Genomic DNA, 22,716 nt, shown 5'->3' with positions numbered 1-22,716 from the left:
AGAGTGCGCGGGCCCACCGGGACGTCGTGCTTCTTCACGAAGCCGAGGACCTCGGTGCAAAAACGCAGGGCTCTGGCCTGGTCGTCGACGAAGACACTGGCCAGATAGGTCTTTATGGAGCGATCTCCACCGGTCCCGATGCGTCGGGCACGAGCCATCGCTCGGTGATCTGTGCCGCAGCGGGGCCGAATTCAGGTCGTGGAACTTGTAGCGGGGCTCCCGCCTGGTCTCAACGAGCCCGGCGGCTTCCAGCACGGCGAGGTGCCGGAGACTGCCTGGCGCGAGATCCCGAGCTGATGTTTCATGCTCAGCCGCGAGCAGCTCTCGAACAGTGTCTGCCCGGATTGCGCCGCGAGCTTGTCGAGGATGGTGCGGCAGGCGGGGTCGGCCATGGCTTTGAAAAGGTGTTCGGCCACGACCACGGAAGGGGCAAGCTCTCCCTTGCCTGTCAAGTCGAGATCCGCCGGGCACCGAGTCGGCTCTCCGAGTGGTCAGGTCGTCAGTCCACGCACGGCGGTGGCCAGGAGGGCCGCGGCGACGAGGACGGCCGGCAGGGGCAGCCGGAATCGGCGCAGGAGTGGGACGGCCGTCAGGGCCACCAGGAGAGCGGGGTCCACCGTGCGCCACCTGTCACCGGCGACACCGGTCGTCACGAGTCCTGCCAGCAGGGCGGGAGCCATGAGGGAGATCACCGCCCGAGTTCGAGGGGACAGCTCGCGCTCGCCGAGCGTCGTCGGGCCGGCAGCCTTGAGGGCGAAGCTGAGGACGGCGACGGCTGCGATGGCCGGCCAGGGGGTCACTGCAAGGGCTCCGTTCCGGGCTGATCGTTCGTCTGCCGCCGGCGTGGACCGCCCCGGTCCTCCTTCGGCACGGGGCGTGCCAGGGCCAGCAGGGAGGCGCAAGCAGCCCCGATCAGCGCCGGCCCGGCAGGGAGGAGGAAGGACAGTCCCGCGGCGATGACTCCGCCCAGCAGCGCGGTCGTCCAGTAGAGACGGCCGGCCCCGGGCGCGTCGAGAAGGAGGAACAGGAACATGGCGGGCGCCACGACGTCCAGGCCGAGAGAGGTCAGCAGATGGGGGCTGGGCGCCAGCACCACACCGAGCGCCGTGCCCGCGGCCCACAGGCCCCATTGGACGGCGCTGGCAGCGAAGAGCACCCGTCGGTCGAAGCGGCCTCCCCCCAGGTGCGCGGCGGCCCACGAGCCGTCCACCACCGCCTGGGCCTCCGCGGCCCGGCGCAACCGCCCTCCGCGCAGGGAACCGGAGGCCGCCACACCCATGGGCAGGAAACGCGCGTTGACGAGGGCGGCGGCGACGACGGCCGAGGCCACCCCGCCTCCCGCGCCGAGCGTCGAGACGAGCGCGAACTGTGCCGAAGCGGAGAAGACGGCCATCGAGCAGAGGACGGCGCCGGCAGCGGCCCACCCCTGCGATTGCGTGATCGCCCCGAAGCTCACCGCCAGCAGGAACGAAGCCGTCCCGAGGGTGCACCCGACGCGCAGTCCCGCGCGCAGTCCTTGTCGGGGTAACGCGCCTTCGTGCGGGGGAACTTGCTTGAACATAAGCACAACCTAACAGCCATAAGCGCCTATGACCATTAGATAGGGGGTGGTTAGGCTGGTGCAGGTGAACAGAGCCCAGGACACGACCGGCAAGGGACCGGCGGCGCGCCCCACCCATGCCGAGGTGGCCCTTGTCGGCGGACACCCCGTCCTCGACTTCGCGAACACCGTCGCCTGGCGCACGGACCCCCACCGCCGCGTCGCCCGCGTGGAAGGCGTCGAGGCCTGGATCCGCTGGGCCGGCCGTGTCGGACTGTTCCCCGCCAAGGAAGCCACGAAGCTGCCGCACCCGACCGTGCCCGACGAACGAAGCGGTTGCGGTGAACAGAGCGCGCGGGCCGCGGGGGCCGACGGCGAGGAACTGGATGATCCGTCCCGCTCCTCGTACGATCTCGCCGGGCTGGAGACTTTGCGGAGCGCCCTCTGGGAGGTGCTGGACGCGTTGACCGAGCGCAGCCCGCTGCCGGACGGTCCCTGGGAGATCCTGCGCCGGTCGATCGTGAGGGCCCGTCAGGAGGCCGAGCTGCCACCGGTGTTGCCGCTGCGCTGGCAGGTACGGGCGACCGCCTTCGAGGACCTGGCCCATGCCCTGGCCCTGCAGGCCGACGAACTCCTCGCCAGTCCGCTCGTGCAGCGGATCAGGCGCTGCGAGGGCCCGGGCTGCGGATGGTTCTTCCTGGACCGCAGCCGCAGCGGCACGCGCCGCTGGTGCAGCTCCGGCGACTGCGGCAACCGGGATCGCGCCCGCCGCCACTACCACCGTTCCCGCGCCTGAGCGACCCACCGCCCCCCTCCCCCGACCGCTCGCGGACGGGCTCGGCCACAGCGGCCGGCCGGACGGCCGACTGCTCTCATGCGCGAGCGGAGTCGCGCACGGACCCGCCGCACCCGAGTCCGACGGCCGGCCCCTTCCCCCAGCGCGCCGCTGCCGACTTGTTCGACGGCGAGCCTGCACAGCAGGCCCCGGTCCTGCCCGCAGTGCTATCGGACCATCAGACGGGCGCCGCGGCATGCCTGACGCGGGTACCGCATCACCGCGCTCGTGGTGCTCGTCGACCGCATCTGCCGGGGCCGCTGGAAGCGACTTCGCTCGTGGGCGATCGGCGAACGGACCTCCGATCGCCCACGTCACACGACTGCGCCGAAACGCTCTCGGTCAGCGTGTGAGATCGGCGTGCCGTTGCAGAAACGCGCTCACCTCGGCCGGGTCCTCCAGCGGCAGCGGGTAGACCAGCAGCCGGTCCACTCCGAGTTCCGCGTAGCGCCGCGCGCTGTCCGCGTCCACCTCGACGGGGTTGATCTGCATGAAGTTGATCTCCAAACGGCCCAGCTGCGCCGGCCGGGACACCTCCGCCACGGCTTTGCGCAGACCTTCGAGGTGGGTTTCCAGGTCCTCCGGAGAGCTGCCGTTGCCGATCCAGCCGTGCCCCTTGAGGACCGCCCGCCGGTACGCGGCCGGGCTGTGCCCGCCGATCATGATCCGCGGGCCGTCGGGACGCACCGGGCGCGGATATGCGTCGACGCGTTCGAAGTTCGCATAGCGGCCGTGGAACGCCGGCTGCGGCTCGTTCCACAACTGCCGCATCGCGTCCAGGTACTCGTCGGTGCGGCCGCCCCGCTCGGAAAGCCGCACACCCACCGCGGCCATTTCCGGCTCGAGGTAGCCAGGAGCGACACCGAGGAGCAGCCGGCCCTCGTCTCCCGGACCGGCCGCAGATCCGCGTCGCCGGACCACTCCCAGGTCACTCGGGTGACCGCCGTGTTGCTCGTCGGCACGTCCAACCGGCCGTACCGCTCCTCGGCCCGCGCCATGCCGTCCCCGTCGATGATGCCGACCGGCTCGGGCACCACCCCAAGGCCGACCCGGCCCTGCTTACGCCCATCTCGCCTCAGCCGAGCGCGAAGGGCATCCGCCGGCTCGGACGCCTCCTCCACGCGGCGGCTTGATCAACCAGGCGGCCTCCCCCGCTACGGCATCAGGTGAGTCGCGGGGTGACTTCGGCTGCGATCCACTCCATCGCCTTTTCGACATGCTCCGCCGCGACAGGCAGCCAAGCTCATTGACGTCCCCTCGCTCGCTGAACTTCCCCAGTCCCTTGAAGGGCGACTGAGTGGGGGGCGAAGAGCGGCCCCGGCCGACACAGATGGAGCCTGCCACTGGCTGGGTTCTGTGGCTTGAGCCCCGCGAACGACCTGGCACCGCCCCTACGGGCCAGGGCGAGGCCCTGGGCGACGGCATCGGGAATTACGGCGCCCTCGATGGCGAGGTCGGCGCCGTCCGGGCCTTTGTACCTTGGAGCGTCCGGGGCGGATGTACCACCCGCTCTCGCCTCTCCTCTGCACAAGCCAACACCGCGCTGGTCCGCGGCGCGTGGTCCGGAAAAGGGACTGCCGGATCGTCTTCGGAAGGGTTACGCTGACGGAGATGATCACCTACTCCTCGTATGGATGGGGGGAATCGTTCGCTTCGGGTGAGTGCTGATGGCACATCACACCGCGAACGACATCCCTCCCCGCCTGCTGATGTGGCAGCGTGTACGTCAGTACGCCGTGCCACCGTCCATGATCGAGACCGCGACCGCACGCCGCGCGGCCGGAGACTGGGCCGGGGCCTGTGCCGCCGCCCGGATCGACGTCGATCTCGATCTGAGCGCCGTGCGCCACCGCCACGGCACCGACCTGGTCAGACGCCTCCGCGCGGACCTGCGCCGGCTTTCGCCGGATCTGCTGCGCTGGCACATGCCCCGCGTCGCCCCGTACGGGCTGCTGCGGCCCGGCCTCACCCTCACGCTCGCCCGGTACGCCACCCACGGCAGCGGCCCGCTCGAGCTGGTGGTGCGCACCCCACCTGTCCGGGCGGACGCCGGACAGCGCATGTCCCTCACCCTGTGGGAGGGACTGGTGCGCGACACTCCGCGGCACCATCCGCACCCGCATCCCGACCGGCGTTTCCGGCTCGACCTGCACCGGCACCTGTGGGACGTCACACGCTGCGGTGAACTGGCCCGGCGCTGCGGCGCCCACGGGACAGCCCGGGCGGCGCCGTTCGGACCGCTCCCGGAGCTCGGCCGGACCGGCGCGTTCGAGGCCCCCTGGGCGGTGGAGCGCTGGGCCGCCGAGGCGGAACTGCTGCTGCGCGCCGAAGGGCGGTCCCGTGGGGCGTTCACCGTCCGGCTCGATGCCCGCAGCCGCGCCGTGCTCGAACTCGCCGCCCCCGACGACAGCCACGTCCCCGCCCTCCGGCCGCTGCGGGAGCCGCTGCCCGTGCACGAGGCCTCGGCGCTCCCGGTGCTGCCGGAGGCCGCCTCCCGTGTCCTGCCGGATCTGGAACTGCTGCGGGCCGGACTGGTTCCGGCCGGGCGGCTGCACCCACTGGTCGCCGCGGCCCTGCCGGTGCCGTCCGGCTCCGCACCCGAGGCCGCCACGGAGGCCGGGACAAGTGACCCGCACCGGGTGGAATGCCGGGGGCAGACCCACCGGATCGCCCTGCGGGACGGGGTGCTGACGGCCGTCGACCACGATCCGGCCCAACTGCGCCGGGAAGCACTGCTCGTGGCCCTCGGCGGACCGGCACTGCCCTGCCTGCGGGCCATCGATGCGGTGCACCGCGAACCGGAGGCTTTGCCCGCCGTCCGGGAACGGCTCCGTCACGGTGACGTCACCGGGGCGCTGGCCGTGGTCGAAGGACTGCTCGGCCGTGCCGCTGTGCTGCGCGACGGACCGCTCCGGGACGCACTGCAGTCGGCCGCGGCACGCCGCATCGATCACGGACTCTTCCGCTCCGGACTGGTCGCCGTGCACCCGGCCGCCCCCACCGCCGAAGGCGGGACCGTGCAGGGCGGGGAACGCGGCGATGCGGGCCACAGGCCCCGTCTCGACCGCCGTATGCCGCCCGCGATGCGCAGCAAGCGGGCCGCACGGGGCCGACCGCGCACCGGCCTGCCCGGCTGACACCGCGAACTCGTCAGCTCCGCGCCGGCGTTCGGCGCCGTAAGCCCCGACGACTTCCGGAACAGCCCGTCCCGCGCTGTTCCGTTCCCTGCTCACACCCCAGGTGATGCCCATGACCGCCAGCACCCTGCTGCCCATGTCCGTCCCCGCCGCCCCCGGCGCCTCCCCGACCGTCACCCAGCTCGCTCTCGCCGACGACCTCCTCGGCCTACTGCGCACGACCACCACCGAGCCCCGCCCCGACGAACAGCTCGAAGCGCTCACCCTCGCCGTCGCCGCCGACCTGCCCGTGCTGCTCTGGGGCGAGCCGGGCATCGGCAAGACCGCGGCCCTCACACAGCTCGCCGCCTCCCTGGACCTGCCGCTGACCACCGTGATCGCCAGCGTCCACGAGCCGTCCGACTTCGCCGGGCTGCCCATCGTCGGCGACGACCCGGAAGTGCGCGGAGTGCCCATGGCGCCGCCGCAGTGGGCTGTGGAGCTGGTGCGCGCCGGCCGTGGGCTGCTCTTCCTCGACGAGCTGTCCACCGCCACCCCGGCCGTCCAGGCCGCACTTCTGCGGGTGGTTCTGGAACGGAGGGTCGGAGCCCTGCAACTGCCGTCCGGCGTACGGATCGTGGCCGCCGCCAATCCGCGCGCCTCCGCGGCGGACGGATGGGAGTTGAGCCCTCCGCTGGCCAACCGTTTCGTCCATCTGTACTGGGTGCACGACCGGGACGTGGTCGTGCGCGGACTGGGCGGGGTGTGGCCCCGCGCCAGACTGCCCCGACTGGACCCGGAACGCCTGCCGGAGGCCGTCACCTTCGCCCGGCGCGCGGTCTGCGGCTTCCTTGAGGTCCGGCCCACGCTCATCCACCGGCTGCCCAGCACGGAGACCCGGCGCGGCGGCGCCTGGCCCTCGCCTCGCAGCTGGGAAGCTGCGCTGACCCTGCTGGCCTTCGGCACGGCGGCCGCGGTCTCCCGCGAGGTGCTGGCGCTGCTGGTGCGGGGCGCGGTGGGCGACGGCCCCGGCCTCGAACTCCTCGCCCACCTGGACCGCATGGACCTTCCGGACCCCGAGACGCTGCTCGCCGACCCGGCCGCCGCCGACCTGCCCGAGCGGGGCGACCTGCGGCAGGCGGCACTGGAGGCGGTGATCGCCGCCGTCGGGGCCCGCCCGGAGCGGCAGCGGTGGGAGGCCGCCTGGGCGGTCCTGGTCCGGGCGCTGGAGACCGGCGCCCCGGACCTGTTGGTCGCCCCGGCGACCACCCTGGCCGCGCTGCGGCGCGACGACTGGGAGGTACCGGAGGCGGTGGAACGGCTCACCGTGGTGATCGGTCTCGCCCGCCGCGCGGATGAGTCGGTGGAACGGGTCAGGGCGCCCCGGCCCGGTCGGGTGGCGGGGGCGAGCCGATGACGGGGGCCACGCGAGGTCCGGTGCCGCCTCCGGCACCTTCACCAGCGTCACCGCGCCGGGCCTCTGCGACCGCGCCTGCGCGCCCGGCACCTCGTCCCGTGCCACGGCCCGAGCCCGCGCGCCCGGCGCCCCGTCCTCCGTCTCCCCTCCCGCCTCTGCGCGTGGAGGGGGCCGCACCGGCGTCGTCGTCGCCGGGCTCCGGGGAACCGGTCAGGACGCCCGCCCTCCGGCTGGACCGGGAGAAACTACTGGCCGCCCGGCTGCACGCGGTGAAGGTCCGCCCCTACCTGGCCGATGCCCTGTTCGCGCTGCATGTCGTGGAGGACCCCTCGGTGCCGACCATGGCGGTCGACGCGTACTGGCGCTGCTACGTCTCGCCCGCGTTCGTGGCCCGCACCCCCGTGGAGGAGCTGGCGGGCGTATGGGTCCACGAGGTCTCCCACCTCCTGCGTGACCACCACGGGCGTGGCGAGCGCTACGCGCGGGAACACGACGAGCACGGGCCGGGCGAGCGGTTGCGACGGAACATCGCCGCCGACTTCGAGATCAACGACGACATCTACGACGAGGGACTGCCCCGGCCTGCCGGGGCGGTACTGCCCTCCCTGCTGCGGCTGCCCGACGAACTGCTGATGGAGGAATACCTGCGGATGGCCTCCATGTCCTCCCTCACCGCGGAACTCGCCTGGCTGGACTGCGGCAGCGGCGCCGACGGCCAGGAGCGGCCGTGGGAACTGGGCGCCGACGGGGCCCACGGGCTGAGCAGGCAGCAGCGCGACGCGGTCCGCTTCCGGGTGGCCGAGGGCATCAAGGGCAAAGCCGGCGACGCGCCCCAAGGGTGGCGCCGCTGGGCCGACGCGGCATTCCACCCGCCGCAGCCGTGGCGGCAGTTGCTGGGCGCGGCGATCCGCTCGGCGGCGGGCGCCCCGGGAGCGGGGGAAAACCACAGCTACCGGCGCCCGTCCCGGCGCTCCGTGAGCGTCCCCGGGGTGGTGCTGCCGAGCCTGCGCCGTACGCCGCCCCGGGTCTGCGTGGTGATCGACACCTCCGGGTCGGTGAGCGACGCCGAGCTGGGCAGCGCGCTGTTGGAGGTCGCCGCGATCTCCCGGGCGGTGGGTGGGCGGCGCGACCTGGTCTCGGTCCTCTCGTGCGACGCGGCAGCCAGGATCGCCGTACCCATCTGCCGTGCCGAGAACATCGAGCTGATCGGCGGCGGGGGCACGGACCTGCGCGCCGGATTCGACAAGGCCCTGCGGTCCCGGCCCCGCCCGGACGTCGTCGTCGCCCTCACGGACGGCCAGACCCCGTGGCCCAGCGAACAGCCGCCTTGCCGCACTGTCGTCGGCCTCTTCCCCCGCCCCTCCCGCCCGGTCCATGAGGACGACACGGAGTACGTCCCGGACAAACCGCCGGCCTGGGCACGGGTGGTGACCATCGGCTGAGGGTGCCGCCCGGGGGCGGAGAACCGGGCCACGTTCTCGCCACGGACTCCAAGCCGTCCGCACGTCTCTGCGCCGCGATGAGGGCAGCCGCGGCTGCCCGATGCGGGTACGTCGAGTCGTGCCGCCGGCGGTGTCAGGCGCGCTGGAAGAACTCGACCTCGGCGAGGGCGAGTCGGTGACCCGGTGCCAGGCCGGCCGGGGAGCGCAGGGTCAGACTGACCATGTGGACGTCGCTGAACCCGGTGGGGAACGTCTGCGGGCCCGGCTTGTCGGCCAGGGTGAGTTCGCTGCGGTGCTGCTCGCCGTCACGGGTCGTCACCACCAGGTCCATGCGCAGGGCGCGCGCCTCGCCGGCGTACTCCTGCGGGTCCGAGGAGGAGCCGTTCGTGACGATGACGTCGACCAGCCGGAACGGCGTGCCGAAGGTGTACGTCACCGTCGCGCCCGCCGCGGGTGCGGCCCAGTAGCTGTTGCTCACGCCGTCGGTGGTGTTCGCCACCGGGTGCCCCGGGGATTCGGCGCTCGCCGTCGTCCGTGCCGGGGTGACCTGCCGGGCGTCGCCCAGCTTGTCCCGCGTGTCCTCGAACAGGGCCTGTCCGGCCGGGAGCAGCAGGAAACCGCCGGCGCACAGGGCCGAGACCACGGCCAGGATCACCAGCAGCCGCACCGCCCTTCCCGATCCCGACCGCACCCCGCGGCGGAACGGCCACACGGTCCGCCACCAGGGCAGCGCCTCGGGCGGCGCGACGGGGTCCAGCGGGGCCGCGCAACGCCGGCAGAAGCGGCGGCCGGGTGGATTGGGCACCCCGCAGGAAGGGCAGGGCGGCCCCGTCACGTCGTCGGCCGCTGCCACCGGCCGTACGACGGGACGGGGGGCCACCGGCTTGGCGGGGAGCACCGGCTGGACCGGGGCGGGGGCGGGCATGGGAGCGCTCGGTCCCACGGGTGGCCGGGAGGGAGGGGCGGCCGGGGCCGGGTCCGCGGCGGGAGACGTGGTCAGGTCCCCCGCCCCGGCGGGGCCGTGGCCCCTGCGTCGGGTGTGCGGCACACGGGCGGCGGGCGGCGCGGACGCGGGTGGCGTGGCGGGCGGGTCCGGTTCGGGCGGGGGCGCGCCGTCTGCGCCGGTGGAGGCCGGGGACCGGTCACCGGCCGTGAGCGGCGCCGTCCGGTCACCCGTCGCCGGCGACGGGGTGGCCTCCGGTGCCGTCGCGGTCTCGGTCGGGGACGGCCGCGGCGCGGATCCACCGCGCGGCGGCTCGGCCGTCGGCGGCTCCTCGGGGTCCGGCGACGACGGCTCGCCGGGAGCCGGTACGGTCGGCTCGGCGGCCGGGCGGTCCGACCAGCCCAGGTACGCGCCGCAGTTGCCGCAGAAGTCGTCGGTGGGGTCGTTGGACGCCCCGCACGCGGGACAGGCGCGCACGGCGTCACCTCCCTTCGTCGTCGGTGGGCGGGCCGGGCAGGATCTCCAGGCGGCAGACGGTGTGCACGGGGCACATGGCCGTGAGCACCTCCTGGACCCGGTCCGGGTCCACCTGCCCGCCTTCTCCGGGCCACACCCGGACCAGGACCTCGGCGGGGGGTGGCGGCATGTCGGCGCCCGGGGTGGCCGACCACACCGCGGCGCCGTCACCGGTGACCTCGGCGTGCACACCGAGGGCGAGCCGCAGCGCTTCGACGAGACCGCGCCGGGTGCCGCGCCACCGGTGCAGTTCCATGGCGCGGCCGACCGCCTCGCGGCGTCGTTCCACGGGCCACGCCGGATCGTCGGCGGCGCCCACCCAGGACCCCAGCCAGGTCAGGAAGTCGGCCGGGGCCACCCGCGGGTCCAGATAGGCGGGCAGGTTGTCGAGCGTGGCGAACACCGGGGCGAGGACGGTGTCCAGTCCGGCGGTGAAACGCTGCGCGAAGTCGTCGTCGGCGTACAGTGCGGGCAGGTGCCCGCCGATCGGGTACCGGCTCGGCAGCCCGGGTATCGCGGCGCGGCTCACCGGCGGACCCCCGTCCGTGCGGCGGTGGCGGACGCGCTCATCCCCGCACCTCCCCCCGGTCCTGCGCTTCCACCGCGGTGACCACGACCTGGTGCTGGTAGGAGAAGACCAGTGCGCCGGCGGCCACGTCGATGCGGTCCGTCGGCGCCCCGCGCCGCCCGGTGACGGGGTCGGCGGGGAACAGCAGGATCTCCTCGACCAACGCGTCACCGGCGGCGCGTTGCAGCACACCGAAGACGTCGCCGTACTGGACGGGCCGGCCGAAGGGCCAGCCGGCGCCGTCGGGGCCGCCGGTCAGCGGGTTGAGGTGGCGGTACAGCGCGGCGAGACAGGCGTCGCGGACGCGGTCCGTGGCGGCGGGCGCCGCGGCGAGCCGGGCGACGACGGTGACGCCCTGGTAGACGGGCGGTTCAACGACGAGCCGGGTGCCGATCAGCCGGCGTTCGTCGAGCTGCGCGGTGACCGCCCGCAGGACCTCGTCGGACGGGATGAGCTGCTCGAAGCGGAGCCGGTCGTCGCCCTCGTCGGCGACCGCGTCCGGCACGACCAGGACCCGTACCGCGCCCGCTCCCCCGGCGGGCAGGCAGCGCACCCGGCGCAGGGAGGGGGCGGCTTGGCGGGCGATCGTCTCGTGGTCGTCGGCGGTGACCGCGCGTTCCTGCATGCGCAGCGCGTCCGGCGCCCGCAGTCTGGCGTTGGCGACGGTCTCCCCGGCGACGCCGCCGCTCGCCGCCTCCCGGTTCACGACCCGGGCGATGTACGGGACGGAGCTGCGCAGGACGGAGATCGCGCCGCGGGCGACGTTCCCGGCGGGCCCGCCGCCGGTGCGGTAGCGGGCCACCCGCACGACGGCGCCCTTGGGCGGCACCGCGCCGCACTGGCGCAGGGTGCCGTCGGCTTCGCGCAGCGCGGGCGGGAACGTGAACTCGCCGGTGGTGGCGTCGACCCGGACATGCCGGTCGGCCGGTCGCGAGCGGCCGAAGTGCTCGACGACGTCCCAGCGTTGCCAGCCGTCGGCGGAGGACACCTCCACCACGGGCGGCTCCCGGTCGAGGAGGACGGGCGGGCGGCCGATGCGGAACGTCTGCCCGGCGACCCCCTCGGAGGTGCCGAGCGGCACGTCGGTCTCGGTCTCCGCGTGCTCGACCGTCATGGTGCCGCCCACCGTGAACACCGACGCCTCACGGACCGTCGGGGACTCGGAGTAGAACGGCTGGCCGGGCTCCGGCCGGGTGACCCGGCAGCGCAGCCAGCCGGCCCGGACGCCGCCGATCACGGACGCCGTATGCCCGGCCGGTACGTACACGATGACCTCGCCGGGGCGGTTCAGGCCTCCGGTGGAGTCCTCGCCGGTCTCGCAGATCCGCCAGCCGGAGCCGTCCCACGCCTCCCACACCAGCGGGGGCTGGCGCGGGTCCACGCCGATGCCCTCGACCCGGCTGTCCAGGCGCACGGCGACCACGCAGCGCGGCACCGCCGCCGGCAGACCGAACAGCAGCGCGTCACCCGCCTCCGGCGCCGCCTGGAACGCGGGCACGTCCCGGCCCTCGGCGAGTTCGCCGGTACGGTCGCTCTGCTCGCCGGTGCGGGGCGCGGTGACCAGCCGGACCAGTTCGCTGGGCACGATGCGCAGTTCGTCGGTGGTGGTGAACGTGACGGCCGCGTCGGCCTCGCCGCCGGCCGTGGTCACCTCGGTGCCGGCGGGCAGCGTCACCGTGTCGGGCTGCGGCGCGGACAGCCAGAAGTCGACGTCGGCGACGGCCGCCGCCGGCGGGAACAGACGGATGCCGAGCAGGTCGAGGAACGCGGTGTAGTTCTTGTCCGGCACCCGGTTCAGCCGGTACAGCAACTGGTCGACCAGGTAGGCGAACGTCTCGATCAGGGTGACGCCCGGGTCGGAGACGTTGTGGTCGGTCCACTCCGGGGCGCGTTGCTGCACGTACCGCTTCGCCTCGTCGACGAGCTGCTGGAAGCGCCGGTCGTCCAGGTTGGGGGAGGGCAGGGCCATCAGGCGGCGCCCCATTCCTCGGCCCCCTCCTCGGAGGGGATCGTGTAGAAGGGAAAGACCAGGTTGCGCCGGTCGTTGGTGGAACGCAGGGTGTAGTGCACGTCGATGTACAGGGTCCCGGCCTCGACCGCGTCGTAGGCGACCACCACGTCGTCCACCGCGATGCGCGGCTCCCAGCGCTCCAGTGCCTCGCGCACCTGCCGGGCGATGCGGCCAGCGGTGGCGCCGTCGCCCGGCGCGAAGACGTACTCGTGGATGCCGCAGCCGAACTCGGGGCGCATCGGGCGCTCTCCGGGCGCGGTGCCGAGGACGAGCCGGATGGCCTCCTCGATCTCCCGTTCCCGTTCGACCATGGCGATCCCGCCGGTCGGTCCGACGCGCAGCGGGAACGCCCAGCCGCGGCCGATGAACCGCTCGCTCATCACTCGCCCCCGATCAGCACGGTCGGGTGGCCGGCCGAGATCATCGCCCCGCACGAGGTCTTGTCGCGCACGCGCGCGGCCGGCAGCCCGCCGATGAGGACGCGGCTGCGGGCGAGGGCCGCCGGGTCCGGCATGATCACGTTTCCCGGGCCCAGCGCCAGGTGCGGGGGCACGGCGCAGGTGTGCAGGCTGCCCACCACGGCGGCGGGTCGGCCACCGATGAGCACGGTCGCGACCGCCCTGGCGGCGCCGGGCGGCGGGGTGGCGATGACGCCGCCGTGGTTGGTGGGGTCACCGCTGCGGGCTGCGGCCGGCATGCGGCGCTCCTTTCGTCGGTCCGACCGCCCGGACGGTGCACGGGATCGGTCGAGGGGTGGATCGGTCGAGGGGTGCGGGTCGGTCGAGGGGGTGGGTCGATCGAGGAGGTGGGTCGAGGGATGTGCGGGTGGTGGGCGGGTGTGCGGGGTGGGTCGAGGTTGTGTGGGTGCTTGACGAGGGTGCGGACGGGTCGACGGGTGCGCGGGCTCAGTTGATGCGGATGAGCTTGGCCTTCAGGACGCCCAGCAGGCCGCCGTCGACGGTGACCTCCGAACTGCCGGACACGCGGACCTTGCGGCCCGCGACGTTCACGCCGACCCGGCCCTGGATGTCCACATTGCGGCCGGACACGCTCACGTCACCCCGGCCGGCATCCAGCGTGATGCCCTTCCTGTCGAGCCGTACGGAGGTCAGCGCCTGCCGGGTCCGGCCGGCGTACACGGTCAGCTCGATCCGGTCCCGCCGGTCGTCCAGGAACACCTCGAGGCGCTCGTCGGCACTGCGCAGCCGGACGCCGGAGGGACCCGGCGCCCGGGCGTCGAGGAGCTCCACCCGGTGTCCCGAACGCGACACGAGGGAACGGCGGTTGACCCGGCCGCTGGTGCCGTCGACGAGGGGCACGTCGTGCGCCGAGGGGGTGTCCACGCCGTTGTACAGGCCGCCGATGACGTACGGGCTGTCCAGCAGCCCCTGATCGAAGCCCACCAGCACCTCGTCGTTGACCTCGGGGCTGACGACTCCCCCGCCGCCCTTGCCGCCCCACTGCACGGTCCGCACCCAGTCCGTGACGTAGGTGTCGTCCAGCCAGGGGAACTTCAGCCGTACGGCGCCGCTCTGCGCACCGCCCGGCTCCCGTACGTCCGTCACCACGCCGATCGCCAGACCTGGCATGCGCGGGCTGCGGGCCGGGGCGTTCGCCCCGGTCACCAGGCCGGTCAGGGAGCGGTCCGGGCTGGCGCTGACCCAGACCGTCGTCCGGTACCCGCCGTGCGGCTCCAGGACGTGCTGGACGGCCGTCGCCGTGTACCGGCCGGAGAACGCCTGCCCGACGTTGCCGAGCGCGACCGGCAGGCCCGCCCGCAGCCGCGGGTTGCCCTCCACCACGGCCTCCAGCTCGCCGAAGGAGGCACTGACGTGGGCGGCCGTCGCGTCCGCCGCGGCCGTCGTCTCCGCCTGCGTCCGGTACGGCGTGTCCGTGACGGTGAGCTTCGACGACCTGCCGAACCGCGCGCTCAGCGCCGGGCTCAGCCCCGGCACCACCGTGTCGCTCTCCACCGACGGCGCGCGGGCCACCAGCGGCCGCTTCGTCGTGACGTCCCAGCCGCGCACCTCCACCTGCGAGGCGCCGTCCGCGGCCGACAGCGAGGCCCGCAGCGCCAGCAGATTGCGCCCGTACTCCAGCACCATCGGATTCCGGGTGGCCGAGGTGGACGGCGCGGGCGCCCCCGACGCCTTCTGCGGCGGTGCGAAGTGCAGCAGCCCCTTGTCGTCGACGTGCACCTGCGCGCCGCTCTCCTGCGCCAGGTACTGCAGGAAGTCCCAGTCGGAGACGTTGGCCTGCGACAGCTGCCCGTAGGTGACGGGCGCCGCCTCGACCCGGCCGCACGCCAGCCCGGCGCCCGCGGCCACCTTGCGTACGATCGCCTCCGCCGTCATGTTGCGGTACGCCACGACCTTGCGGCCCCGTTGCAGGCGGTGTGCCCGGGAGTAGGCGCGCACCACCGTGAACGAGCCGGTGCGGTCGCGGTCGACCTCCAGGCCGGTCACCTCGCCGTCGAACAGCCGCTCCCGCGCCTGCCCGGAGACGGTCACCACCGACACCCGCACGGGCGTGCCGATGGTGATGCCGGTCGCCCGGAGGAATTCGTGGTCGGGGTCGCGGAAGGTGAGCACCGCCGCGTCCGGCAGCCCCATGTTCTCGTCGACCACGCAGCTCACCAGCTGCGCGGCCCAGATCCGCGGGAGTTCGCCGGGCGTCTCGATGACGGGGTCCGCCGCGAACGACCGGCCGCCCCGGGCCTCGGGTGTCGTCACTGCTCCTCCTCGGCCCCGGCGTCGCGCAGCCCGGGCACCACCAGTTCGGTGCCGGGCACGAGCGCCATCGGGTCGTCGATGTCGTTGGCCTCCGCGATGACCCGCCAGGCCGTCGCGTCGCCGTACTCCCGCCACGCCAGCAGCGCGAGGCTGTCGCCGGCGACCACGGTGTGCGTGCTGCGGGCGGTGCGCGACCCGGACGTCGGGTTCTGCCCCGGCGGGTCGACGCTCGCCTCCTCGATGGACAGCGCGCACGTGGCCCGCAGCGGCCTGCCGTCCACGTCGAAGAGCGTGTACGTCACCGACAGGCTCGACAGCACGCCGTCGAACGAGGTGGTGCGCGCCGTACCCCACTCGAACCGCACCCACGGGCTGGCCGGCTTCTTGCGGCCGAGGCTGGCCGGAGTCGGCACGCACGCCTCCATCAGCGTCTCCACCGCCAGCTCCACCGAGTCGTCGTGGGTGGCGGTGGCGTCCAGGAACACCTCCAGGCTCAGCTCGCGCGGGCCGCTGCCGACGAACTCGGGCAGCGCCGACTGCCCGGCCATCCGGGACGGGGTGCGCCGCCACTCGGTGGTCTTGCTCAGCTGGAGCGTGGACGGGTTGAACTGGAGGTCGAGCTGGGCGATCGTCCCGCCCGGCTTGGCGCCGACGGAGGTCGGGGGCTCCTTCAGGGTGAGCTGGGCCCGGGCCCGGCTGGAGCGGACCGCTGAGAACATGCCGTGGCTTCCTTTCCGGGGACGGGCGGCGGTCGTGGACGGGTGGGACGGCGTCCCGGGCCGGTCAGGAGGGGCGCAGTCCCTGGTGGGCGATCTCCAGGGTCTCGATGGCCGCCTGGGAACTGGCGGGGTCGAAGGACGGGCCCTGCCAGCGCACGGGGACGATCCCGAGGACCTGCCAGCTGATGATCCGGCTCAGATCCGGTCTCAGCGCCACGATCTCGCCGTCCTTGGGCTCCACCCGTTTCAGCGTCTCGTCGAGCCAGCGGGCGATCTTCGCGGTGTCCGCGGTGACCGGACGGGTCAGCGTGATGTTCGACCAGGACACACGGCTCGGGAGCTGCCAGGTGAAGCCGTTGTTGCCCCCTTCGGCGTAGGTCTCCATCTCGACCTCGGCGCCCATGCCGGAGCAGGTGTTGAAGGCGCCCAGATCACTGCCGCCGATCGCGAGCCGGAAGAACACGCTCGTCGCGAAGATGCTGTCGGTCATTCCTCGTCACTTGCCAGTCGGGGGTCGTCGGTCGTGCGTCGTGCGTCGTGCGGTGCGCGGGGGCTGTCGGTGTGCGTCGCGGGCGGTTCCTCAGCGGCGTCCGTCATAGGGCCGGCCGGTGCGCTCCCGGCCGCGGCGCAGTTCGGCGCGCAGCAGCCGGGCCACGGGGTCGATGAGCCGCCGCGCCAGGTCGTCCAGGTCGAGACCGGCCTCGGGCGGCGGGCTCTCGGGGCGACGGGCCGCCGCCTTGCCCACACCGGTGGCGGCGGGGGCGGGGGCGGGGGCGGAGGGCGGGAGCGAGCCCGTCGACGCCGACCGTGGCCGGCCGCGCGCCGGCGTCTCCTTCGCCGGTACGCCCCGGACGGACCCGGCGGCGCCGGTGGCGTCGCGCTGCACGGGCGCGGCCGTGCCCGGCACCGCGACCCGTGCGCGGGCCACCGGCGCGGGCCACACCGGGGCCGGCGGCGGACGGTCCGCGAGCGGCGGGGTCTGCGGTGTCGTGACCGGAAGAGAGTGCGCCGGTACGGCGACGGGCGCACCGGCCGCGGACGCCCCCGGCGGAGCGGGACGGACGACGGGGACGCCCCGGACGGCGTCCGGGAGGCGCGGCGCCCCATCGGACGGTCCACCGGCCCGCGGCCCCGCGCCCGGCACGTGCGGTGGGACGGCATCGGCCGCCACCCGCTGGACGTACGGCACCGCGGGGGCGTTGGACCTGTGGTGCGCCGGGTGCGGCGCGACGTGAGAGGTCCGGTGGGGCGTGGAGGGCACCGGGTGCGGTGCGACGTGAGAGGTCTGGTGGGCCGTCGACGGCGCCGGGTGCGCTGCCGGTCCGGCGGTCCGCGCGGGGGCCGGGGCGGACGCTCCGGCGGTGCTGCGCTGAACCGGTGGCTCCATACGGCCCGGGGTCCGTCCGGCGTCCTCGCGCCGGGCCGGTGGTTCGGCGGGCCGGGTGGTGTCGCCGGGTGCGTCGGCCGGTGTGCTCGGCCAGCGCGCCGCCACCACGGGACGGCCGCGGGACGGGGCCGTGGCACGGGGCTCCGCGCCCTCCGGGGCCCGCGTGCTCAGGGTGAGCGGGCGGCCGGCGAGCAGCGGGACGGTCCGGGATGCGGCCGCGACGGCGGAACGGGCCACGGTGAGCGGAAAGGCGCCGGGCGAGCCCGCCCGGGTCGCCGTCGCGGCCGCCCGGCCGGCCGCGGTGCCGGGGGCGCCGTGGGCGGCAGGGGTGTGCGCGCTACCGCTCGCGGTGACGGCGACCGGGCGCGCGGTGTCGGCTCTCGCCCCGGTGACCGGCCCGGACGCCAGGCCGACCGCGGGGGCGGGCGTCGGCACCGTGGTGGGTCCGGAACCGGGCGCCGGCACGTCCGACGCCGACGTGCGGGCGCTGCCGGGCGCCTGAGGGGGCGTCACCAGCGGTCCGATGGGGCCGTCGAGGGGTCCGGCGACGGGCGCGGCGGGCGGCGCGGCCGGGGTGGCAAGGCGCCGCTGGACGTCGGCCGGCCCGAGCAGCGGTGCGTCCCCAGCCGGTGCGCCGGCCGGGGAGGACGGCGGCGGAGCAGGCGTGGCGCCCCCCTCCCGACGTGCCGGAGCCCGCTGGACGTCCGTGACCGACGGCGCCGTGACTGACGGCGCCCCGGGCGACGACTCGGAGGAGGCGCCCCCTGACGCGGGCCCGGTGGCGGTGGCGGCGGGGCGGTCGGCGCTGGGCGGGAGTGCGGACAGCGGCGCGCCGAGGCCGCCGCGCACGCGGGCGCCGGAAGCACCCCGGCCGGGCGCGGTCCAGTCGCGGGCGTCAGCCGGGGCGCCGGGTGCCGTGCCCCGCGCACCGTCATGGACGTCCGGAGTGACCGCCGCCGCACGGCGCCCGCCGATGCCCATGCGGCTGTCGCCGTGCGGCACGGAGGCGTCGTCGGTCCGGCGTTGGAGGACCGGCAGCGTGGGGCCGGGTGCCGTGCCGGCTCCGGCCTCGCCGCCGGCCGGCGGCTGCGGCTGCGGCTGCGGCTGCGGGATCGCCGTCGGAGGGAGGCCGCCCAGCGGCGCACCGAGCGGCGCCCGGCCGCGCGCCGCCGTCGCGGTGCGCTGGACGGAGGCAGTGGTCGGCGGGCCAGTGAGCTCAAGCGTTGCCGTCCCCGTGCCCCGGGCGGAGACGGTGGTCGGTGGGCCGGCCGGTTCGGGCGTCGCCGGGGCGGGGGCAGCGCCGGGGGCCGGCCGCACCGCTGCGAGGCGGCGCACGGGGGCGGCAGGGCGCCGGGCGACGGTCAGACCGACGCCCGTCGGGACGGCGCGGACGCGGGGGCGCGGCTCGCCGCTCCGCGCGGCGCCGGCCGTCTGCGGCTGCTCGCTGTCGCATCCGGCTCGCGCTCCGGCGCTCAAGGCGCCGGGCTGCCGGGCGGCCGAAGGTGCGGACGTACGGCCGCCGTCGGGCAAGGCGCCGTTCGTGGCGGCACGGTGCGAAGGCCCCGGGGTGACCGCCGGAGGGATCACCGCCACCCGGCGTACGAGCGGGGTCGGCGGGACGGCGGTGCCGTTGCCGAAGCCCACGGCGGCGCGGGGCGCGCCAGGCGTCGTGCCGGCACCGGCGTCGTCCGGAGTCACGGCCCGGAAGCCCGTCGTGGCCGCCGGCGCGACAGGGGAGAGCACGCCGGGCGACTGCTCCGACGTAAGCCCCCGGGAGCGGCCGGGCCCGGCGTCCGATGACCCGCGGGCCCCGGCACGGTCAGGGGCGGCACGGTCGGCAGCAGGGGGCATTGCGGGGGCGGACGCCCCGCCCGGTGAACGAACTCCGCCACGCGCCGGAGCCCCGCCCGGTGAAGGAGTCCCTTCGCGAGGCAAGGTGACGCCACGTGAAGGGGCACGACCCTGCGAGGGACCCGCGCCGGATGTCGGAGCGCCCCCACGCGAAGAGGCCGGCCCGGGCGTTGGGGTACCGCCGGGCGAGCCGCCGGCCGGCTGCCGTCGCGGTCCCGCCGGGGTCTCGCCGGGTGAGGTCGAGGCCGTACGGCCGGCGGTGCGGCCGCCGGAGGGTGCGGCGGCCCGGGAGCCCTGGCCCGGCACGGCGGGGCCGGGGGTCCGCGCGTCCGGGACGTCGTCGGCCGGGAGTTGCGCACCCTTCGGGCGCACGGCCCTCAGCAGCAGCGGTCCCCCGGCGGGCTGCGTGGGCCGCGGGGTCGCGGGGCGGGTGACGCCGCGCACCAGGCCCGTGGGGGCCATGGGCGTCAGCGCGTGTCCGAGGCCGCTGTCGAACGACGGGTTCTGCCAGGCGGTCAGCCCGGCCCGGAAGGCGAGGCCGTCGCTGACCCCGAGCGGGGCCCGGGACAGGGTGAGCTCCGGCACGGCCGTACGGCGCCAGCCCCCGTCCCAGTCGCGCGGCACAGAACGGCCCGCGCCCGACGGCCCGTTCGCACCGGCCGGATCACCCTGCGCACCGCCGGGCACGCCCGAGGCCCCTGCGGAGTCCGCCGCACCCGGGGAGCCCAAGGGATCCGGGGCACCCGGGCCACCCGCCGCACGCGGTGCCTGCGGCCGCCCCGGGACGCGGGATCGGGCCGCGAGGGCACGACGGCGGAGCCTGTCCCGCCAAGCCATGTGCTAACCGCCCTCGTTCATACGGGTGTTGATCCGGGCGATCTCGGCGACCCACTGCCGGCGTTCGTCATGGGTCAGGTCGAGGATCTCCTCGCGCCGCCAGTGGAAGTGGTAGGCGACGTACGCGATCTCCTCCCGGAGCCGGGGAAGGGCGTACGTCACGATTCCCCCAGGCGCCCACCCGAGAGGTCGACCTCGAAGCCGCCCTCGCAGTGCGGGCAGGTCACCGCGGCGCGGGTGTGGCCCTCGCTGTTGACGCGGCGGTAGAAGTCCTGGAGGAAGGCGACGTCGGTGGCGTACATCCGCTCCACGACCCCGGCGTGCACGTCGGTGATCGTGCCGATCCGGGTGATCACCTGGCTCAGCAGGACCACGCTCAGGTACGCCGGGTTCTCCTTGACGCGCAGGTCGATCTGCGGACGCAGCTCGTCGCGTGCCGTGGCCAGGCGCATCGCGCCGTGCCGGTGCACGGTGCCCGCCTCGTCGACGTATCCGCGCGGCAGCTCGAACTCGAACTCGGTGCGCAGTCCGTGATCCTCCCGGCGCGGCGCGGTTGCCGGGAGGGGCGCAGCCGCCGGCTCGGGCGCGGCGGCGGGGGCGGGGGCGGGCTCGGTCGCCTGGAGGATCTCCTCCAGGCTGCCCGCCGTCACCGTACGGCGTCTCATTCGACCACGATCTCCTCGAACACGATCGTGACGGACTCGGTCGCCGCGGACGACTCACCCGCGCGCAGCGACGGCCCCTCCCACCGGGAGGCCCAGCCCTGCATGAGCTGGATGCGGCGCACGGTGCTGCCCTCGGAGTCCTTGATCTCGATGGTGAGGTTCTGCCGGGCCGAGTTGACCGCCCCGTTGTTGAGGGTCTCCTTGATCCAGTTGGTGAACTCGCTGCTCTGGTCGAGTCCCCGGGTGATCGTGATCTCGCCGGCCTGCCGGGCGCCCGGCTGCTTGCGGATGATCTGCTTGCCCTCCGCGGTGACCTGCTTGACCTCGACGACCTCCTCCTCGACGGTCAGGCCGCTGATCTCCTGGATCGATTCGACCAGGTAGCCGCCGAGTTGCACGCCGAAGACGTGTGTGGACAGTGCGTCGCCCGTTGCCATGACTGTCTGTCACCTTTCCTGTGGACCCGCGGGTCACTCGTCGATGAGGCTGGTGCTGTCGGAGAACTGGGCCAGCCGGAACACCACGAACTCCGCGGGCTTGACCGGTGAGACGCCGATCTCGCAGACGACGCGGCCCTGGTCGATGGACTCCTGCGGGTTGTTGTCACGGTCGCACTTGACGTAGAACGCCTCCTCGGCCGTGCGGCCGAACAGCGCGCCCCGGCGCCACTCCTCGGTGAGGAACGCGGTGACGTTGCGCCGGATGCTGGACCACAGCCGGTCGTCGTTGGGTTCGAAGACGACCCACTGGGTGCCCAGGAGGATGGACTCCTCCAGGTAGTTGAACAGGCGGCGCACGTTCAGGTAGCGCCAGGCCGGGTCGGAGGACAGGGTGCGCGCGCCCCAGACCCGGACCCCGCGTCCGGGGAAGGCCCGCACGCAGTTGACGCCGATCGGGTTGAGCAGGTCCTGCTCGCCCTTGCTGAGCCGCAGTTCCAGGTCGACCGCGCCGCGGACCACCTCGTTGGCGGGCGCCTTGTGCACCCCGCGTTCGGCGTCGCTGCGCGCCCACACGCCGGCGATGTGGCCGCTCGGCGGGACGGTGGTGTTGCGGCCGGCTGCCGGGTCGAAGACACGCACCCACGGGTAGTAGAGGGTGGCGTAGCGGGAGTCGTAGCCCGCCTCGTCGTTGCGCCAGGTGCGCACCTGCTGCGCGGTGAGACCGGGCGGGGTGTCCAGGACGGCGACGCGGTCACCCATCTGCTCGCAGTGCGAGATCACGGCGAGTTGCACGGTGCGTACGCCCTCGGCGTCGATGTCGCCGCGTTGGTAGGCGCTCATCAGATCCGGCACCGCGACCATGGTGATCTCGTCGATGCTCTCCAGACCGCCGAACCCGGTGCGGGCGCCGGCGTCGCCGACGTACTCCGCCGGGTCCAGGCGGGCGACGTCGGAGGCCGTCGCGGCGGGCGCGGCCGGGGCATCGGGCACGGCGAGCGTCTGCGCGGCGGGCCGGGTCTGGGCGGTGCCCTGCTGCTCGGCGACCTGGATCAGCCGGGAGGCGCGGACCTGGTTGACGAGGTAGCCCTTGACGTTCTTGCGGACCGAGGCCTCGTAGGTCTCCGCGACCTGGTCGCCCTGGCGGACCAGGACCTTGAAGCGGTCCTCCGGCGGGTTCTCGCCGTCGGCGTCCGCGATCTCCACGGAGACCCCGGTGACACCGGGCCGGGCCGCGACGAGGAAGCCGCCGAGGGCGACCGGCTGCGCCGCCGGGGCCGGCCGCCGGGCGGCGTCGCCCGTCGCGGGGGCCGAGGCGTCGTCGGCGCGGCCGCCGATGCGCACGATGTAGGCGGCGCCGCCACCGTTGGCGAAGTAGCCGTAGACGGCGTGCGGCAGATAGGCGCCCTCGGTGAAGCCGCCGAAGAGCTGGGTGTACTGGTCCCAGCTCGTCACCAGCGTCGGCGTGTGGAACGGGCCGTTCCCGGCGAATCCGACGAACGCGGCGACGGCGGTACCGACCCCTTCGATCGGCCGGGCACCGGACTGCACCTCCTCCACGTACACGCCCGGGGTGAGGTACGTCGGCATGCTCGCTCCTTCGGGTCCTGCGGCTCGTTCGGCTCGTCCAGCTGTGTCCAGGGCGAGTCTGCGCGGCCGGGGGCCGCGACCGGCAGGGACGCGGGGACCATTGCGGGGGC

Annotated in this window: 21 protein-coding genes and 2 pseudogenes; 5 read left to right on the top strand and 18 right to left on the bottom strand. The window is 74.8% G+C overall.

Annotated elements, in window-relative coordinates:
- Positions 1-11: 11 nt before the first annotated feature.
- The 4 genes and pseudogenes from ACF1AL_RS35610 to ACF1AL_RS35595 form a co-directional block, all read right to left on the bottom strand.
- Positions 12-116 (bottom strand): annotated as a pseudogene (locus ACF1AL_RS35610) (VOC family protein); the annotation flags it as partial.
- Positions 113-416, bottom strand: a pseudogene (locus ACF1AL_RS35605) (ArsR/SmtB family transcription factor). The pseudogenes ACF1AL_RS35605 and ACF1AL_RS35610, both read right to left, overlap by 4 nt.
- A 75-nt stretch (positions 417-491) precedes the next feature.
- A complete protein-coding gene (locus ACF1AL_RS35600) occupies positions 492-800 on the bottom strand; it encodes an AzlD domain-containing protein (RefSeq protein WP_391780811.1) in 309 nt (102 codons plus the stop codon).
- The gene (locus ACF1AL_RS35595) at positions 797-1,561 is read right to left on the bottom strand and encodes an AzlC family ABC transporter permease (protein WP_391780810.1); all 765 of its coding nucleotides are present in this window, start codon (positions 1,559-1,561) and stop codon (positions 797-799) included. Before ACF1AL_RS35595 ends, ACF1AL_RS35600 begins: the two co-directional genes overlap by 4 nt.
- A gap of 64 nt (positions 1,562-1,625) precedes the next feature.
- Here ACF1AL_RS35595 and ACF1AL_RS35590 point away from each other — a divergent pair, with 64 nt between their 5' ends.
- Positions 1,626-2,336, top strand: coding sequence for a CGNR zinc finger domain-containing protein (locus ACF1AL_RS35590; protein WP_391780809.1), 711 nt, complete (start codon positions 1,626-1,628; stop codon positions 2,334-2,336).
- 381 nt (positions 2,337-2,717) lie between these two features.
- Here the strand turns inward: ACF1AL_RS35590 and ACF1AL_RS35585 are convergent, their stop codons facing one another.
- A complete protein-coding gene (locus ACF1AL_RS35585) occupies positions 2,718-3,296 on the bottom strand; it encodes an LLM class flavin-dependent oxidoreductase (RefSeq protein WP_391780808.1) in 579 nt (192 codons plus the stop codon).
- Between the two features lie 746 nt (positions 3,297-4,042).
- Between ACF1AL_RS35585 and ACF1AL_RS35580 the strand changes: the two genes are divergently transcribed.
- The 3 genes from ACF1AL_RS35580 (at position 4,043) to ACF1AL_RS35570 (ending at position 8,350) form a co-directional block, all read left to right on the top strand.
- Entirely contained in the window at positions 4,043-5,512 is a 1,470-nt protein-coding gene (locus tag ACF1AL_RS35580; protein ID WP_391780807.1) for a hypothetical protein, read from the top strand.
- A 112-nt stretch (positions 5,513-5,624) separates the two neighbouring features.
- Positions 5,625-6,908 carry an AAA family ATPase gene (locus ACF1AL_RS35575; protein WP_391780806.1) on the top strand — a complete coding sequence of 428 codons (1,284 nt, stop codon included), beginning with the start codon at positions 5,625-5,627 and terminating at the stop codon, positions 6,906-6,908.
- A gap of 161 nt (positions 6,909-7,069) precedes the next feature.
- Positions 7,070-8,350 carry a VWA-like domain-containing protein gene (locus tag ACF1AL_RS35570; protein WP_391780805.1) on the top strand — a complete coding sequence of 427 codons (1,281 nt, stop codon included), beginning with the start codon at positions 7,070-7,072 and terminating at the stop codon, positions 8,348-8,350.
- A gap of 133 nt (positions 8,351-8,483) precedes the next feature.
- Here ACF1AL_RS35570 and ACF1AL_RS35565 read toward each other — a convergent pair whose 3' ends face one another.
- From ACF1AL_RS35565 to ACF1AL_RS35525, 9 genes are all read right to left on the bottom strand, one after another.
- Positions 8,484-9,770, bottom strand: a complete 1,287-nt coding sequence (locus ACF1AL_RS35565; RefSeq protein WP_391780804.1) for an NADase-type glycan-binding domain-containing protein — start codon at positions 9,768-9,770, stop codon at positions 8,484-8,486.
- Positions 9,771-9,774: 4 nt separating this feature from the next.
- On the bottom strand, positions 9,775-10,338 hold the full coding sequence (locus ACF1AL_RS35560; protein WP_391780803.1) for a phage tail protein: 564 nt from the start codon (positions 10,336-10,338) through the stop codon (positions 9,775-9,777).
- Positions 10,339-10,375: 37 nt separating this feature from the next.
- Positions 10,376-12,346: a putative baseplate assembly protein gene (locus ACF1AL_RS35555; RefSeq protein WP_391780892.1), complete on the bottom strand. Its 1,971-nt coding sequence runs from the start codon at positions 12,344-12,346 to the stop codon at positions 10,376-10,378.
- The gene (locus tag ACF1AL_RS35550) at positions 12,346-12,768 is read right to left on the bottom strand and encodes a GPW/gp25 family protein (protein WP_363267811.1); all 423 of its coding nucleotides are present in this window, start codon (positions 12,766-12,768) and stop codon (positions 12,346-12,348) included. The genes ACF1AL_RS35555 and ACF1AL_RS35550 overlap by 1 nt, the downstream gene beginning before the upstream one ends.
- Positions 12,768-13,085 (bottom strand): PAAR domain-containing protein, encoded by a 318-nt coding sequence (locus ACF1AL_RS35545; RefSeq protein ID WP_391780802.1) that lies wholly within the window; start codon positions 13,083-13,085, stop codon positions 12,768-12,770. The genes ACF1AL_RS35550 and ACF1AL_RS35545 overlap by 1 nt, the downstream gene beginning before the upstream one ends.
- Before the next feature lie 208 nt (positions 13,086-13,293).
- A complete protein-coding gene (locus ACF1AL_RS35540; RefSeq protein WP_391780801.1) occupies positions 13,294-15,120 on the bottom strand; it encodes a VgrG-related protein in 1,827 nt (608 codons plus the stop codon).
- Entirely contained in the window at positions 15,117-15,839 is a 723-nt protein-coding gene (locus ACF1AL_RS35535) for a LysM peptidoglycan-binding domain-containing protein (RefSeq protein WP_391780800.1), read from the bottom strand. Before ACF1AL_RS35535 ends, ACF1AL_RS35540 begins: the two co-directional genes overlap by 4 nt.
- A 64-nt stretch (positions 15,840-15,903) precedes the next feature.
- The gene (locus ACF1AL_RS35530) at positions 15,904-16,329 is read right to left on the bottom strand and encodes a phage tail protein (RefSeq protein WP_363267806.1); all 426 of its coding nucleotides are present in this window, start codon (positions 16,327-16,329) and stop codon (positions 15,904-15,906) included.
- A 90-nt stretch (positions 16,330-16,419) separates the two neighbouring features.
- Positions 16,420-16,767: a hypothetical protein gene (locus ACF1AL_RS35525; protein WP_391780799.1), complete on the bottom strand. Its 348-nt coding sequence runs from the start codon at positions 16,765-16,767 to the stop codon at positions 16,420-16,422.
- 697 nt (positions 16,768-17,464) lie between these two features.
- Here ACF1AL_RS35525 and ACF1AL_RS35520 point away from each other — a divergent pair.
- The gene (locus ACF1AL_RS35520) at positions 17,465-17,728 is read left to right on the top strand and encodes a hypothetical protein (RefSeq protein WP_391780798.1); all 264 of its coding nucleotides are present in this window, start codon (positions 17,465-17,467) and stop codon (positions 17,726-17,728) included.
- A 2,189-nt stretch (positions 17,729-19,917) separates the two neighbouring features.
- On the opposite strand, the gene ACF1AL_RS35515 is transcribed toward ACF1AL_RS35520, so the two are convergent.
- Genes ACF1AL_RS35515 through ACF1AL_RS35500 form a run of 4 tightly spaced genes read right to left on the bottom strand, consistent with a single transcriptional unit; the run spans position 19,918 to position 22,606 of the window.
- Positions 19,918-20,076, bottom strand: a complete 159-nt coding sequence (locus ACF1AL_RS35515) for a DUF6760 family protein (RefSeq protein WP_366840198.1) — start codon at positions 20,074-20,076, stop codon at positions 19,918-19,920.
- Positions 20,073-20,579 (bottom strand): hypothetical protein, encoded by a 507-nt coding sequence (locus tag ACF1AL_RS35510; RefSeq protein ID WP_391780797.1) that lies wholly within the window; start codon positions 20,577-20,579, stop codon positions 20,073-20,075. The genes ACF1AL_RS35515 and ACF1AL_RS35510 overlap by 4 nt, the downstream gene beginning before the upstream one ends.
- Positions 20,576-21,016, bottom strand: a complete 441-nt coding sequence (locus ACF1AL_RS35505; RefSeq protein ID WP_361621916.1) for a phage tail protein — start codon at positions 21,014-21,016, stop codon at positions 20,576-20,578. Before ACF1AL_RS35505 ends, ACF1AL_RS35510 begins: the two co-directional genes overlap by 4 nt.
- 33 nt (positions 21,017-21,049) lie before the next feature.
- Entirely contained in the window at positions 21,050-22,606 is a 1,557-nt protein-coding gene (locus ACF1AL_RS35500; protein WP_391780796.1) for a phage tail sheath family protein, read from the bottom strand.
- Positions 22,607-22,716: the final 110 nt, after the last annotated feature.

Origin of the sequence: Streptomyces sp. NPDC014801 (genome assembly GCF_043082085.1) — a bacterium.
Classification (GTDB): domain Bacteria; phylum Actinomycetota; class Actinomycetes; order Streptomycetales; family Streptomycetaceae; genus Streptomyces.
This window is presented reverse-complemented; position numbering and strand designations above follow the sequence as displayed.

What these genes read in the sequence shown, in the direction of transcription:
- ACF1AL_RS35595 (WP_391780810.1), bottom strand. Translation starts at nt 1,561, where the DNA reads ATGTTCAAGCAAGTTCCCCCGCACGAAGGCGCGTTACCCCGACAAGGA.
- ACF1AL_RS35580 (WP_391780807.1), top strand. Translation starts at nt 4,043, where the DNA reads ATGGCACATCACACCGCGAACGACATCCCTCCCCGCCTGCTGATGTGG.
- ACF1AL_RS35575 (WP_391780806.1), top strand. Translation starts at nt 5,625, where the DNA reads ATGACCGCCAGCACCCTGCTGCCCATGTCCGTCCCCGCCGCCCCCGGC.
- ACF1AL_RS35555 (WP_391780892.1), bottom strand. Translation starts at nt 12,346, where the DNA reads ATGGCCCTGCCCTCCCCCAACCTGGACGACCGGCGCTTCCAGCAGCTC.
- ACF1AL_RS35550 (WP_363267811.1), bottom strand. Translation starts at nt 12,768, where the DNA reads ATGAGCGAGCGGTTCATCGGCCGCGGCTGGGCGTTCCCGCTGCGCGTC.
- ACF1AL_RS35545 (WP_391780802.1), bottom strand. Translation starts at nt 13,085, where the DNA reads ATGCCGGCCGCAGCCCGCAGCGGTGACCCCACCAACCACGGCGGCGTC.
- ACF1AL_RS35535 (WP_391780800.1), bottom strand. Translation starts at nt 15,839, where the DNA reads ATGTTCTCAGCGGTCCGCTCCAGCCGGGCCCGGGCCCAGCTCACCCTG.
- ACF1AL_RS35530 (WP_363267806.1), bottom strand. Translation starts at nt 16,329, where the DNA reads ATGACCGACAGCATCTTCGCGACGAGCGTGTTCTTCCGGCTCGCGATC.
- ACF1AL_RS35510 (WP_391780797.1), bottom strand. Translation starts at nt 20,579, where the DNA reads ATGAGACGCCGTACGGTGACGGCGGGCAGCCTGGAGGAGATCCTCCAG.
- ACF1AL_RS35505 (WP_361621916.1), bottom strand. Translation starts at nt 21,016, where the DNA reads ATGGCAACGGGCGACGCACTGTCCACACACGTCTTCGGCGTGCAACTC.
- ACF1AL_RS35500 (WP_391780796.1), bottom strand. Translation starts at nt 22,606, where the DNA reads ATGCCGACGTACCTCACCCCGGGCGTGTACGTGGAGGAGGTGCAGTCC.